11 protein-coding genes are annotated in these 14,403 nt (G+C 35.2%); all 11 read left to right on the top strand.

Translation table 11 applies throughout. From position 1 onward, the window contains the following. Positions 1–40 precede the first annotated feature (40 nt). The 11 genes from ACTJIP_RS00555 (at position 41) to ACTJIP_RS00505 (ending at position 14,053) form a co-directional block, all read left to right on the top strand. Positions 41–748, top strand: coding sequence for a prolyl oligopeptidase family serine peptidase (locus ACTJIP_RS00555; RefSeq protein ID WP_077416382.1), 708 nt, complete (start codon positions 41–43; stop codon positions 746–748). A 78-nt stretch (positions 749–826) separates the two neighbouring features. Further along, entirely contained in the window at positions 827–3,154 is a 2,328-nt protein-coding gene (bglX, locus tag ACTJIP_RS00550; protein ID WP_180564017.1) for a beta-glucosidase BglX, read from the top strand. Positions 3,155–3,246: 92 nt separating this feature from the next. Then, on the top strand, positions 3,247–3,645 hold the full coding sequence (locus ACTJIP_RS00545) for a hypothetical protein (RefSeq protein ID WP_440703954.1): 399 nt from the start codon (positions 3,247–3,249) through the stop codon (positions 3,643–3,645). Positions 3,646–3,764: 119 nt separating this feature from the next. Further along, positions 3,765–4,175: a hypothetical protein gene (locus tag ACTJIP_RS00540; protein WP_077418012.1), complete on the top strand. Its 411-nt coding sequence runs from the start codon at positions 3,765–3,767 to the stop codon at positions 4,173–4,175. A gap of 236 nt (positions 4,176–4,411) precedes the next feature. Further along, positions 4,412–4,726 carry a hypothetical protein gene (locus ACTJIP_RS00535; RefSeq protein WP_077416386.1) on the top strand — a complete coding sequence of 105 codons (315 nt, stop codon included), beginning with the start codon at positions 4,412–4,414 and terminating at the stop codon, positions 4,724–4,726. Positions 4,727–5,175: 449 nt separating this feature from the next. Beyond that, positions 5,176–5,316 carry a bacteriocin-like protein gene (locus ACTJIP_RS00530; protein ID WP_153816321.1) on the top strand — a complete coding sequence of 47 codons (141 nt, stop codon included), beginning with the start codon at positions 5,176–5,178 and terminating at the stop codon, positions 5,314–5,316. Between the two features lie 940 nt (positions 5,317–6,256). Further along, positions 6,257–7,684 (top strand): adenylosuccinate lyase, encoded by a 1,428-nt coding sequence (gene purB / locus ACTJIP_RS00525; RefSeq protein ID WP_047377647.1) that lies wholly within the window; start codon positions 6,257–6,259, stop codon positions 7,682–7,684. 51 nt (positions 7,685–7,735) lie between these two features. Then, a complete protein-coding gene (locus tag ACTJIP_RS00520; RefSeq protein WP_232538972.1) occupies positions 7,736–8,707 on the top strand; it encodes a WG repeat-containing protein in 972 nt (323 codons plus the stop codon). Between the two features lie 198 nt (positions 8,708–8,905). Next, positions 8,906–9,937 (top strand): PDDEXK nuclease domain-containing protein, encoded by a 1,032-nt coding sequence (locus ACTJIP_RS00515; RefSeq protein WP_440703953.1) that lies wholly within the window; start codon positions 8,906–8,908, stop codon positions 9,935–9,937. A 26-nt stretch (positions 9,938–9,963) separates the two neighbouring features. Continuing rightward, positions 9,964–13,659, top strand: coding sequence for a phosphoribosylformylglycinamidine synthase (locus ACTJIP_RS00510; protein ID WP_440703952.1), 3,696 nt, complete (start codon positions 9,964–9,966; stop codon positions 13,657–13,659). After that, positions 13,640–14,053, top strand: coding sequence for a ribonuclease inhibitor (locus tag ACTJIP_RS00505; protein ID WP_428168478.1), 414 nt, complete (start codon positions 13,640–13,642; stop codon positions 14,051–14,053). Before ACTJIP_RS00510 ends, ACTJIP_RS00505 begins: the two co-directional genes overlap by 20 nt. Positions 14,054–14,403 lie beyond the last annotated feature (350 nt).

The raw sequence follows: 14,403 nt of genomic DNA, 5'->3' as shown, positions 1-14,403 counted from the left end.
AAAAGATTCAAATCCATGGCTTTAGCCAAAACTTAATAATATGAAACTAAAACTGAAATATATTCCTCTTTTACTGCTGCCGTTCTCATTACAGCTGAGCGGACAGGAAATAAAAGCAGAACTGAATCAAGAAATTAAAAGGCAGGAAAAAATATCCTACATTCTGGACTATCCTCAGAATGCAAAAGGGAATGTGCCTTTGATTGTTTTTCTTCACGGTTCAGGAGAGCGCGGAAATAATCTTGATCTGGTAAAGGCACACAGCCCGTTTACCTATAAAAACCTGATCAAAGAACCCGTTGCTATTCTGGCACCTCAATGTCCGGAGGGATCATGGTGGGATACCGTTACCGTTTATAATCTGATCAAGGAAATTCAGAAAAAATATAAAATTGATGCTTCCCGTATTTACCTTACAGGACTTTCTATGGGAGGATGGGGAACTTTGAAGCTGGCCATGGAGCATCCTGAAATGTTTGCAGCGGTAGCTTCAGTCTGCGCTCCTACAGATCAGGTAATGACGGCCAATATTAATCAGTTTAAGGATTTGAATATGAAAATATTTCATGGCGGAATGGATGATATTGTTCTGCCTGCCAATGCTTTTAATTTTTATCAAAAACTGCATCCCGTAAATCCATCTGCGGAATTGGTTATTTTCCCGAATGATAATCATAACTCGTGGGATTCTGCCTATTCAAATCCGCTGCTTTATGAATGGATGCTGTCTAAAAAGAAGCAAAAATGACCTGACACACAATGATCGAAAGATAAACCCATCGAATTAAAACTAAAAATATAAACAATAATTTAAGAAGATAGATTTATGAAAAAGTTAATTGTAATCGCCACTTTAGCATTGGCACCTGTGTTTTCCGCACAGGAAATGGTAACGAAGCCCGTTCAGTCCTATCAGACGGCTCAGTATCAGGCTAAAAAGAAAGCATTTGTAGACAATCTTTTGTCAAAAATGACATTAGATGAAAAGATCGGCCAGCTTAACTTACCAAGTTCAGGTGATTTTACGACAGGTCTTGCTAAAAGCTCAGACATCGGTAAAAAAGTTGAACAAGGTTTAGTGGGTGGATTATTCAATATAAAAGGAGCAGAAAAAATCAGAGCAGTTCAGAAAGTAGCCGTGGAAAACAGCCGTCTGAAAATTCCTTTGATCTTCGGGATGGATGTTATTCATGGTTATGAAACAACATTCCCGATTCCATTAGGTTTAGCTGCTTCATGGGATATGAATCTGATTCAGCAGTCAGCAAGAGTAGCGGCAAAAGAAGCCTCTTCTGATGGTATCAACTGGACGTTTTCTCCGATGGTAGATATTTCCCGCGAACCAAGATGGGGGAGAGTATCGGAAGGTTCTGGTGAAGATCCTTATTTAGGAAGTGAAATTGCAAAAAACATGGTGTATGGTTATCAGGGTAAAGATTTGTCTGTTGGAAATACCATTCTGGCTTGTGTAAAGCACTTTGCATTATACGGAGCAGGTGAATCAGGAAGAGATTACAATACGGTTGATATGAGCCATGTGAGAATGTTCAACGAATATTTCCCACCTTACAAAGCAGCGGTAGATGCTGGTGTAGCTTCTGTGATGGCCTCATTCAATGAAGTGGACGGAGTTCCTGCAACCGGAAACAGATGGCTTCAAACTGAGGTTTTAAGAAATCAGTGGAAGTTTAAAGGTTTTGTGGTAACGGATTACACCGGGATCAATGAAATGGTTGACCATGGTATGGGAGATCTCCAGCAGGTTTCTGCACTAGCTCTGAAAGCAGGTGTTGATATGGATATGGTAGGGGAAGGCTTTTTAACAACATTAAAAAAATCTTTATCTGAAGGGAAAGTAACACAAGCTGAAATTGATTTGGCAGCAAAAAGAGTTCTTGAATCAAAATATGACTTAGGATTATTTACAGATCCGTATAAATATGGTGATGCAAAACTGGCGGCAAAAGAAGTTTACAGCATGGAAAACAGAAATATTGCAAGAAGTGCTGCAGCTCAGTCTATGGTTTTGATGAAAAACGAAAACCAGGTGCTTCCTTTGAAAAATTCAGGAACTGTTGCAGTAATAGGACCATTGGTGAACAATTCATTAAACATGGCTGGAACATGGAGTGTTGCTGCAAAACATGATAAAGCAGTAAACCTTATGCAGGGGCTCCAGGCTAACTACGGTAAAGAGGTGAAATTCCTTTCTGCTAAAGGTGCTAATATTGATTATGATGCTAAGCTGGAGGACATCTATGCAGCTCATGGTAAAAAAACAGATAGGGATAACCGTTCAAAAGAAGAATTGTTAAAAGAAGCGGTAGATATTGCAAACAAAGCCGACGTGATTGTTCTGGCAATCGGAGAATCTGCGGAAATGAGCGGTGAATCTTCTTCAAGAACAGAAATTACCATTCCTCAGTCTCAGGTTGATCTTTTAAATGAGTTAAAGAAAACCGGGAAGCCTATTGCAATGGTACTTTTCACAGGCCGTCCATTGGCTTTAACCAATGTAAAAGATGCTCCTGATGCCATCCTTAATGCATGGTTTGCAGGATCTGAAGCTGGAAATGCGATTGCCGATGTTTTATTCGGAAAAGTAAACCCATCAGGAAAGTTGCCGATGACTTTCCCAAGAAGTCTGGGACAGGTTCCTATTTACTATAATGCTAAAAATACAGGACGTCCGCTAAGCCAGGAATTAACTGATAAATGTGAATATCAAAGATTCCGTTCCAACTATATGGATGAGTGTAATACACCATTGTATCCGTTTGGATTTGGTTTAAGTTATACAAAATTCGGGTATTCTGATATTGCAGTATCCAGTACCAATCCGAAAGGAAATCAGACTGTTCAGGCATCCATTACCATAACTAATAATGGAAACTTTGATGGTGCTGAGGTAGTTCAGTTGTATATCAGAGATATGGTGGGAAGCATTACAAGACCGGTAAAAGAATTGAAAGGGTTCCAGAAGGTATTTCTGAAAAAAGGTGAAACTAAAAAAGTAACCTTCGACATTACTCCTGAAAATCTGAAGTTCTACAACGGAGATTTGAAATACGACTGGGAATCAGGTGAGTTTGATATCATGATTGGAACCAGTTCTGATAATGTTCAACACTCAAAAATTAACTGGACTAAATAATTTAAAAAAGTTACTCACAGAAATGTGTATTATGTCTTTTTTGGCATGATTTTTAATAATACCTCGGTAATTACTATTATATGCAAATCGACATGAAAAAAACAATTTTATTGAGTACTATGTTCCTTGGTTCTTTAGCATTCGCTCAAAAAACACCTGTAGCAGGTGGAGACAGGGATGCACACGGATGTATTGGTTCTGCAGGATATACCTATTCTCAAATCAAGAAAGACTGTGTAAGAACTTTTGAACAGAAAATTAAATTGAAAGAAGTAGCTCCAAAAGAAAGTTATACTTCAATAGCTGCAGTTATTTTCAGCAAAGACATGAAAAAAGCTGAGGTTTTTGTGAAAGATAGCGTTGCAGAAAGCATCATTCTTACCAGAGCAGGAGGTAAAGCTAAGGCCTGGAAAAAAGATGGTTATGTATTGGTACCTTATAAAAAAAGCGGATACCAGCTTAAAAAGGATAATATTGTGATCTATCAGTAAGATCAGATTTCAAAATGAAAAACCACTCGGAAGAGTGGTTTTTTTTGTACCTTAGAAGAATTAACTAATACCCTATTTTGGGATATAGTTCTACCAACCAGAAAACAAAAATTTTACATATGAAAAAAACAATTTTATTCAGTGCAATGTTCCTTGCTACTTTAGTTTTTGCACAAAAACAGGCTCCTGTTCTAGGAGGTGATAGAGATGTTCACGGTTGTATCGGTTCTGCAGGATATACTTATTCACAGTTAAAAAATAATTGTATAAAAACATTTAATCAGAAAATAAAACTCAAAGAAGTAAATTCAGATAAAAGTTATACCTCAATGACAGCCATAATTTTCACGAAAGACATGAAAAAAGCTGAAGTTTTTATTCCGGATGGAGCAGCGAAAAGTATTATCCTGAATAAAGAGGGAAAAGGGAAAATATGGAAAAGTGGAGATTATATTAAAGACAGCTATGTTTTAACTCCCTATAAAAAAAGCTACCAAATCAAAAAGAATGATGAAATAATCTATCAGTAAGATCAGATTCTAAGAATAGGCAAACCACTCGGAAGAGTGGTTTTTTTGTTGTGAGCTTTGTTGATATAATTCTGTTTTATAATATAAGTTTTATTACTTTTAAGCTTTGGATATAAATCAATTTGGTTCGATCTATAATTGAGTATTGAACATGGAAATATATAAGATTGAGATATGGAAATGAGCGGGACTTGTATTCCATAAGGAGTCTTTTATAAATGATCTAAAACATCTGTATGGGATTTTTAAAAAGAAATATTAACAAAATTATTTTATTATTCTTCGGAATTGTGCTTTGTGGGAAAATTATAAAAAAAATATTTGATCCCAACCTATCTAAATATAAATATTTTAATCAGCACTGTAATGGACAAGTTATTTCAAACTCATATGATCTTATGACTCATTTTAATATTGTCAAATCATCAGATGGTAATAAAGTTTATTTGGAAGATTTAAAAATAATTTCATTAATTAAAATAGGAGATTCTATAGCGAAGAATAAGGACGTTACTTACTTTACTGTTTATAAAAAAACAATACTAAAGTAATTTATGATATGTATGAATAGTAGAATTATTATAAGAGCAATTATATATTTAGTGATGTTTTGTGGAATAATCATAGTAATTGATATTATATATAATATTATAGTTTCTCATCAATTAAAATCAGCTAACATAATATTTGATATTATTTTTGGTTTTCTATATTGGATATTATTTATTTTTTCTGGGAGACTTCAAAAATAGTATTTTGGCTTTGATAATATTCTACGATAAAATCATTAAAATTTAAGATGCATCCGGGCATTTTTTATTGATGTTGTTGAATCTTTAAATTCAAAATAAAGTATAATATTGATAAATGATTTATTTGTAAACTATATAAAATGAGTGGTTTATATTTTTGTATCTGAAAAAAATGTATATTGGTGTTACCAAATTAAAGCGTAATCCGAAAAGCATATAGAGTAGGAAAAAATCAGAAAAATAAGACTATGAAAAATCTAAGAAAACTTTCAAAAAGAGAATTAAAAACTGTTCAGGGAGGTATCCCAATGTGTCTGCCAGGATACTTCTGGTGTTCATTTGTAAAAAAATGTATCTCAGTAGGATCACCATGTGGACTTATTGATTAATTTGATTCATGAAAATAATGTAAAAACAGGTTGCTTCAGAAATGTGGCAGCCTTTTTTATGTACTTTTATCAATAGACTTAGGAATCAGGAGCGTTAAGAAAATTTGAGTGGAATCCGTTAAAAAATTTCCACTGTTTGAGCATGGGTTATAAGATAACACCGAAGCAAAACCGTATGATCTATGCGAGTTTGGGAATTTTAAGAGTACAATCAAATTTTTAGCGGATGACTCCCGTCTTGAACTTTTGTATACTTTTGCTTCAAGGTAAAAGTATAAGTGAAAAAAATGTTATTTTGTAGTCCTAATTACAGAACTTTCGTGCGATCAAGAATAAATTATATACTAGCTATTAGTATCATTATCTTAAATATACTGACACTGTCAGCCAATATATACATTATTAAAAAAGGATTTTCTCCGCTTGAAGGAGGATTTAATTTTTCAATAATGCTAATGATTTCAAATACTTTTATCATTCCTGCAGTCGCAACATTTTTTAAAAATTTAAGTTATAAATTCATAATATTATTATTGAATATATTAGGAATGTTTATAGCTGTTTTAGGAATTTTTCTGGCTTTTATGATGATAACAATTCAATGCTAGGGTTGGAATAAGGTTGAATGTGATGTGTTGTTTATTAATCGACTCAGGAATCAGGAGCGTTAGGAAAATTTGAATGTAATCCGTTAAAAAATTTCCACTGTCTGAGCATGGGTTATAAGATAGAACCGAAGCAGAACCATATGATCCATGCGAGTTTGGAAATTTTAGGAGTACAATCAAATTTTTAGCGGATGATTCCCGTCTTGAACTTTTGTATACTTTTGTTTCAAGACAAAAGTATAAGTAAAATCATGAATGAAAATCATCAAAACAGGATTTTTATCTCTCACTGAAAAACCGTATTTTTGTACATCTAAAAAGTAAAAGAACGAATGAATTCCTACAAAAATCCATTGGAAGAGCGCTACTCCAGTGAAGAAATGTTATTTAACTTCTCACACAATAACAAATTCCAGAATTGGAGAAAACTTTGGATAGCTCTTGCTGAAATCGAAAAAGACCTTGGGCTTGAAATTACAGACGAGCAGATCGCTGAGTTAAAAGCTAATGCTGAAAACATCGATTATGAGAAAGCAGCAGAGTATGAAAAGAAATTCCGTCATGATGTAATGGCCCACGTTCACGCTTATGGGGATGTGGCGCCTTCAGCAAAAGGAATTATCCACCTGGGAGCAACTTCGGCTTTTGTAGGAGACAATACAGACTTAATTCAGATCCGTGACGGACTTTTAATCTTAAAGAAAAAGTTGGTTAACGTAATGAAGAATTTAGCAGATTTTGCTATTCAGTATAAAGACCTTCCTACTTTAGGATTCACTCACTTCCAGCCGGCTCAGTTGACAACCGTTGGAAAAAGAGCGACACTTTGGTTACAGAGTTTGGTTCTTGATATCGAAGAATTGGATTTCTTCCTTGAAACCCTTCGTTTTAGAGGAGTAAAAGGAACTACAGGAACTGCTGCAAGTTTCCTTGAACTTTTCAACGGAGATTATTCTAAAGTAAAACACTTAGATAAAGAACTTTCAAAAAGATTCGGTTTCGATAAAGTTTTCGGAGTTTCCGGACAGACTTACGATAGAAAAATTGATGCGAAAGTAGTTGCTTTATTAGGAAATATTGCACAGTCTGCACACAAATTTACAAACGACTTACGTTTACTTCAAAACCTTAAGGAAATTGAAGAACCATTCGAGAAAAACCAGATTGGTTCCTCTGCAATGGCGTACAAACGTAATCCAATGAGAAGTGAAAGAATCGGAGCGTTGGCAAAATACGTGATGTCTCTGACAACAAGTTCTGCAATGGTAGCTTCTACACAATGGTTTGAAAGAACTTTGGATGACTCTGCGAACAAGAGATTAACAATTCCTCAGGCGTTTTTAGCGGTGGATGCAATTCTATTGATCTGGAACAACATCATGAACGGAATTGTAGTATATCCGAACAGAATCAACAAGCACATTATGGAAGAACTTCCTTTCATGGCAACAGAATATATCATCATGGAAGAAGTGAAAGCTGGGGGTGACCGCCAGGAAATCCACGAGGTGATCAGAGTTCACTCTATGGAAGCTTCCAAAAAAGTGAAAGAAGAAGGAAAAGAAAATGACCTTATCGAAAGAATCCTGAATGATGATTCTTTAAAACTAGACAAATCAAAATTAAAAGAAGTTTTAGATCCTAAGAACTTTATTGGTTTCGCGCCGATTCAGACGGAAGAATTCGTCAAGAACGAGGTACAGCCGATTATTGACCAAAACAAAGACTTAATAGGATTGGAAGCTGATCTTAAAGTATAAAACAATATGCAGTCTTTTCGGCTGCATATTTTATTTCCAACCCCAATTAATATGAAAAAACTACTGGTAACCATTTTATTGACACCAATCATATCCTTTTCTCAGGGTAAAGACGATTTGCATTATTTTAAATCCAAAGACTCTCTGGTTGGAGTAAAAAATAAAGCGGGAAAAATAATTGTTCCCGCGCAGTTCAAAGTCTTTTCATACCTTAAAGATGGAGATCCTGTAGAAGGAGAAACCATTCTTTTTGATGGGGATAAGGAAGGGGAAAAACCGGAAAAAAATGCCTGGGGAAATGTATATGATAGAAAAGGTACATTCCTTTACAAGCCTTTCCTGTATGATAATGGACCGGATTATTTCTCTGAAGGACTGAGAAGACTGGTTAAAAATGGTAAAGTAGGATTTGCAGACCGAAACGGAAAGATTGTGATTCCGGCTGAGCATGATTTCGCTTCACCTTTTAATTATGGTTACGCCGCATTTTGTGATGGCTGCGATTGGGAGAAAACAAATGACGAGCACAGATCCATTGTAGGTGGAAAATGGGGAGTCATGAATACCAAAGGACAAACCGTTCAGCCTGTTGCAAAACGATCCGGTAATGAAGTTGAAATTGATGGCAAATATTATCTGAATCCATTTCAGTATAATGAAAAAGAAAAAAACATCCTTCAGTTCTTTGAAAAACAGAAGAAAAAACTTTCAGATCTTTATTATGTAAACTTTTACAATAAGTTATCTGAAAATGAAAAGAATCTGTTTTTTGAAATTGTAGAAAGACCAAAAGAGAATTTCCCGTATTATCAGGTAAATACCTATAATCACAGAAAGAAGGACCTGGATATGCTTTACCGTTTTAAGTTCCTGGTTTCAGAAGATGGCAAAATATTTTATGCAATAGGGGATTTTAATGAAAAGAAGATTTCTTTTGAAAACTGGCTGAAAGAAGAAATAAAAAATGCGGAGGACTATCAGAAAGAACATAAGGATAATCCGAATAAATTTAGAAACAAATAAATAAAATTGGAAATTCCAGGACTCAAATTTGAAGAAGATAGACTTATTCCTTTAAATTTGTACGGAATAATGGTTGAAGGGAAAATCTCTTTCAAAATTTTCCAATAGAGACGGATTTAAAGAAAGAAACTTTAAGTTCAGAAAAGTAAAAAGAAAAATAAATCTAATATTAAAAATCTGATATTTAATTTTTAAGTGATGTTACAAAATCAGAACCATCAACAATTAATTACCGATCTGAAAGAGCTGGTTGATAAGACTAAGTATCAGGTTGCGGCTCAGGTAAACTCGGCAATGGTGGTTTTGTACTGGAAAATCGGACAAAGAATAAATGAAGATGTTTTAGGAAATAAAAGAGCGGAGTATGGTAAAGAGATTATTTTTCAAATTTCTCAACAACTTATTTTAGAGTTTGGAAATTCCTTTTCTGAAAAAAATATCCGAAAAATGATGCAGTTTGCGTCTGTTTTTGATGATTTTGAAATTGTCGCATCAGCGATGCGACAATTATCATGGACTCATTTCCTGCTCCTAATCCCCATTTCTGAAGATACTAAAAGAAAATTTTATCTTGAAGTTTGTAAGATTGAAAATTGGAGTGTGAGAACTTTAAGAGACAAAATTAATTCTCTGCTTTTTGAGCGTACTGCCATAAGCAAAAAGCCCGAAGAAATAATAGATAAAGAACTGAAAAACTGGTCTGAAAATAATATTTTAAACCCTGACTTAGTTTTTAAAGATCCCTATTTTCTTGATTTTTTAGAATTGAAAGATACCTTTTCTGAAAAAGATTTAGAAGAAGCCATTATTGTGGAACTGCAAAAATTCATTTCTGAGTTGGGAACTGATTTTGCATTTCTTTCAAGACAAAAAAGAATCACAATAGATAATAGAGACTACTACCTGGATTTGCTTTTCTATCATAGAAAACTGAAATCTTTAGTGGTTATCGAATTGAAATTAGGCGAATTTGAAGCCAGTCATAAAGGACAAATGGAGCTTTATCTATCCTATCTTAATAAATATGAAAAAGTAGAAGGGGAAAATCCACCCATTGGTTTAATCCTTTGTTCAGGAAAAAATTCTGAACATATTGAACTTATGAATCTGGAAGGGGATAATATAAAAGTAGCAGAATATTTACTTATCTTACCTTCTGAAAAAATTTTGCTTGAAAAATTGCATCGTTCAATAGAGATAGCAAGAAATAAATTTGACAATAAAAAATAAATCTAATATTAAAAATCTGACATCTAATGTCTAATAACAAAAGAATTTTCGTAGAAAAAAGAGGAATTTTCGATGTTGAAAGTCCAAAAATTTTTGATGAAGTAAAAGCGGTTGTTCCGGCAGTTCAAAGCGTGAAAGTATACAATGTGTATGATATTTTCAATTTGAATGACGGAGAATTTGAAAAAGTGGTAAACAATACCTTCGTAGACCCTGTTACTGATATTTTACATACAGAAAACCCATCAAAAGCTGTTCATTTCGGAATGGAGTTTTTGCCCGGCCAGTATGATCAGAGAGCAGATTCTGCGCAGCAGTGTATTGCATTGCTTACAGAAAATGAAAAATCAAAAGTAAGAAGTGGAAAATTAATCGAATTTGAAGGAGTTTCTGAAGCAGATTTGGTTAAAATCAAAGACCTTTTGATCAACAAAGTGGAATCTCAGGAAAAAGACTTATCAATTTTGGATATTCCTGCAGATGAAACCCCATCAAAAGTAATCATTCACGAAAATTTCATCAGTTTCAATGATGCGGAACTAGAGAATTTCTATAACAATCATGGTTTTGCATTAGGGTTGGATGACCTGAAATTTATTCAGGAATACTTCAAAACTGAGCAAAGAAATCCTACGGAAACAGAATTAAAAGTATTAGACACGTATTGGAGTGACCACTGTCGTCACACTACGTTTGAAACAGAATTGTCAGACATTCAGTTTGAAGGTCAGTTCAAACATACATTGGAAACGATCTTCAATGACTATATTGAAAAAAGAAAATTCTTAGGCCGTGAATTAAAGCCAATTTCCCTAATGGATCTGGCAACAGTATGCGGTAAATATTTCCATAAAACGGGGAATCTTGATAACCTTGTCATTTCTGATGAGATCAATGCATGTACTATCCAGATCGAAGCCGAATATGATGGTAAAAAAGAGCCTTGGTATTTATTATTCAAAAACGAAACCCACAATCACCCAACGGAAATTGAACCTTTTGGTGGAGCATCCACTTGTTTAGGAGGAGCGATCAGAGACCCATTATCCGGAAGATCTTTCGTTTTCCAGGCAATGAGATTAACGGGTGCTGCGGACGTTTTGGAGCCGGTTGACAAAACATTACCAGGCAAATTACCTCAGAAAACCATTACAAAACAGGCTGCCAACGGATATTCATCTTATGGTAACCAGATCGGTCTTGCGACGACAATGGTTTCCGAAATCTATGACGAAGGGTACAAAGCGAAGAGAATGGAAGTTGGTTTCGTTACCGGAGCTGTTCCTGTAGACTGGGTAAGACGTGAAAAACCTGAAAATGGTGATTCAATTATTATTTTAGGAGGCGCAACAGGTCGTGACGGAGTTGGAGGTGCAAGCGGAAGTTCAAAAGAACAGGATGAGACTTCAATCCACACCATGAGTTCTGAAGTTCAGAAAGGAAATGCAGTAGAAGAACGTAAAATTCAGAGACTATTCAGAAATCCTGAAGTGACGAAGCTGATCAAAAAATCAAACGACTTTGGAGCAGGAGGTGTTTCTGTGGCAATCGGCGAAATTGCAGACTCTTTAGAAGTAAACCTTGATGTATTACCCTTAAAATATGAAGGATTAAACGGAACTGAACTGGCTATTTCTGAATCTCAGGAAAGAATAGCAGTGGTCGTAGATCCTCAGGATAAAGAAAAATTCATTAAATTCTGTGAAGCTGAAAACATTGTTGCTGTAGAAGTAGCAAAAGTAACAGATTCAGGAAGAATGCAGATGTTCTGGAAAGGAGACAAAATTGTAGACCTTTCAAGAGCTTTCTTAGATACCAATGGATGTTCAAAGTCTCAGGAAGTGAAAATCACTCACCTTGAAGACGTAAAAGAAGAAACCAAAGCTTTCACAGCAGAAAACTTCCTGAACATTTTAAAAGATAAAAATGTAGCTTCCCAAAAAGGACTGCTTGAAATGTTCGACTCTTCAGTAGGAGGAACTACAGTAGCAATGCCTTTAGGAGGAAAATACCAGCAGACCCTGATGGAAGGAAGTGTGCAGACATTACCTGTTTTAGGAGCAAAAGATATTAAAACAGTTTCTTTGGCGAGCTGGGGATTCGATGCTGAAATTTCAAAACAAAATTCACTGTTAGGATCATCTTACGCTGTAGTAGAGAGTGTGGCGAAGATTGTAGCGATGGGAGGTGATTACAAAAACATCAGATTAAGTTTCCAGGAATACTTCGAGAAACTAGGACAAAACCCGGAAAAATGGGGTAAACCTTTAGCTTCACTTTTAGGAGCTTATGATGCACAGATCAATTTGGGTCTTGCGGCTATCGGAGGGAAAGATTCCATGAGTGGAACTTATCAGGATCTTAATGTTCCGCCAACCTTGATTTCTTTTGCATGTGCCAACGGAGATAAAGAAAATATCATCTCTCCTGAATTAAAAAATGCTGGAAATAAATTGTATTTCTTTAATCATATTGCTCAGGAAAGCGGACTTCCGAATTATAATGCTTTAAAAGAAGTTTTTGAATTCATTTTCGAAAATATTAAAGCTGGGAAAATTGTTTCTGTGAAAACAGTGAAAGAAGGAGGTCTTGCAGTAGCTTTAGCAAAAATGAGTTTCGGAAACAGATTAGGTGCTGAGATCAATGCTGATGAAAACGTTTTATTGGCTAAAAATATCGGAAGCTTAATCATTGAAGCAAAAGAAGAATTAAGCTCAGCTGCTCTTCAGCTTATTGGGGAAGTAAAAGATTCAGGGATTGTAAAAATCAATGGTCTTGAATCCAATATCGTAGACCTTGTATCTGCCAATACAAATACATTCGAGAACCTTTTCCCGACAGTAGAAAAAGAAAAGATCACGGTTGAAATTGATGAAAAATCAAACTCAATCCATCCAAGAAATATCATCATTAAAAAACACGGAATCGCACAGCCGAAAGTGTTTGCTCCGGTATTCCCGGGAACCAACTGTGAATATGACACGCTGAATGCATTCCAGAAAGAAGGTGCTGTAGTTAGCAGCCTGCCTTTGATCAATATCAACCACAAGTTATTGGAGGAAAGCATTGATGCATGGGTAGAAGAGATCAGAACCTCTCAGATTCTGGCATTCTCAGGAGGTTTTTCCGCAGGTGACGAGCCGGACGGTTCTGCAAAATTCATTGTTAACGTTCTGAAAAACGAGAAGATGAAAAATGCAGTTCATGAATTGTTAGACAGAGACGGTATGATTATCGGTATCTGTAACGGATTCCAGGCTCTTGTTAAATCAGGATTGCTGCCTTACGGAAGAATTAAAGATCTTGATGAAAACTCTCCGACGCTGGCTCATAATGCCATCAGAAGACACATCTCTCAGATGGTAACGGTAAAAGTGGTAAATGATGAAAGCCCTTGGTTAAAAGGAATGAAAGGTCAGACTTTCACCATTCCGATTTCCCACGGAGAAGGACGTTTCATGGCTTCAGAAGAAGAAATCAAAAAGTTATATGAAAACGGACAGATTGCGACTCAGTACATCGATTTCGATGGAAACATTGCTCACGGAATGCCGTTCAACCCGAATAACTCATTATTCGGAATCGAAGGTGTCACCAGCCCATGTGGAAAAATCTACGGAAGAATGGGACACCCGGAACGATTTGCTGAAGGCCTCATGAAAAATATACCAACCGCGAATTATCACAATATATTCAAAAACGGTGTTGAATACTTCAAATAATAATACAAGAAAAATGATCGTCATCCATGGCGGTCATTTTTCGTCTTTAGCTGGTTTCTACAAAGAAATTTCCAATGTTCTGATGAAGGATGTGGATTGGAAAGTAGGAACGCTGGATGGCTTTGATGATATTCTCTACGGTGGTTTCGGAGTATTTGAAAACAAAGAAGAAATTGAAATCATCTGGAAAGAATCACAGAAATCAAAAGAAGATCTTGGCTTTACAACCACTCGTGAATTCTACGAAAACAAAATCAGGCAGGGAAAACCATTCAATATAGAATTAATTCAGCAGAAATTAGATGATTTGACTGAAGGAAAAGGGCAGACTCTTTTTGAAATCCTGGTGGAAATTATCGAGTCACATAGGAATATTGTGCTGAAGCTGGAATGATGAATAATGAGTAATAAGTAATTGAGGAGTTTTAAACCATTAAGAAGAATAAAGATCTTAAGGCTAGTTAAGATTCATCCAAGATGAATAAACAGTCTGTTTAAATAATAGCTTCAGCTGTTGCCTTAATAATTCTTCACTCCTTATGAAATCTTAATGGTTGAAATAATTTTATCATTAAAGTTATTACATCAGCTTCATAAAATCAATTTGTTGATTCCTTCTTTGCTCCCTTTAATACATAGTATATATAACAAAACTTTGCGTTGAAAATCATGCAGATTGAAGAAAAGTATTACTCTTAAACAGTTTTTTCTTAATACTTTTACTTAAATAAAACAGGAAATAAT

The sequence above is a fragment of the Chryseobacterium sp. 22543 genome (assembly GCF_052044565.1).
Classification (GTDB): Bacteria; Bacteroidota; Bacteroidia; order Flavobacteriales; family Weeksellaceae; genus Chryseobacterium.
This window is presented reverse-complemented; position numbering and strand designations above follow the sequence as displayed.

Bases quoted from the DNA above. Each gene is read 5' to 3' on its own strand.
- ACTJIP_RS00530 (WP_153816321.1), top strand. From the start codon at position 5,176: ATGAAAAATCTAAGAAAACTTTCAAAAAGAGAATTAAAAACTGTTCAG.
- ACTJIP_RS00545 (WP_440703954.1), top strand. From the start codon at position 3,247: ATGAAAAAAACAATTTTATTGAGTACTATGTTCCTTGGTTCTTTAGCA.
- ACTJIP_RS00520 (WP_232538972.1), top strand. From the start codon at position 7,736: ATGAAAAAACTACTGGTAACCATTTTATTGACACCAATCATATCCTTT.
- ACTJIP_RS00540 (WP_077418012.1), top strand. From the start codon at position 3,765: ATGAAAAAAACAATTTTATTCAGTGCAATGTTCCTTGCTACTTTAGTT.
- ACTJIP_RS00555 (WP_077416382.1), top strand. From the start codon at position 41: ATGAAACTAAAACTGAAATATATTCCTCTTTTACTGCTGCCGTTCTCA.
- bglX (WP_180564017.1), top strand. From the start codon at position 827: ATGAAAAAGTTAATTGTAATCGCCACTTTAGCATTGGCACCTGTGTTT.
- purB (WP_047377647.1), top strand. From the start codon at position 6,257: ATGAATTCCTACAAAAATCCATTGGAAGAGCGCTACTCCAGTGAAGAA.
- ACTJIP_RS00515 (WP_440703953.1), top strand. From the start codon at position 8,906: ATGTTACAAAATCAGAACCATCAACAATTAATTACCGATCTGAAAGAG.
- ACTJIP_RS00535 (WP_077416386.1), top strand. From the start codon at position 4,412: ATGGGATTTTTAAAAAGAAATATTAACAAAATTATTTTATTATTCTTC.
- ACTJIP_RS00510 (WP_440703952.1), top strand. From the start codon at position 9,964: ATGTCTAATAACAAAAGAATTTTCGTAGAAAAAAGAGGAATTTTCGAT.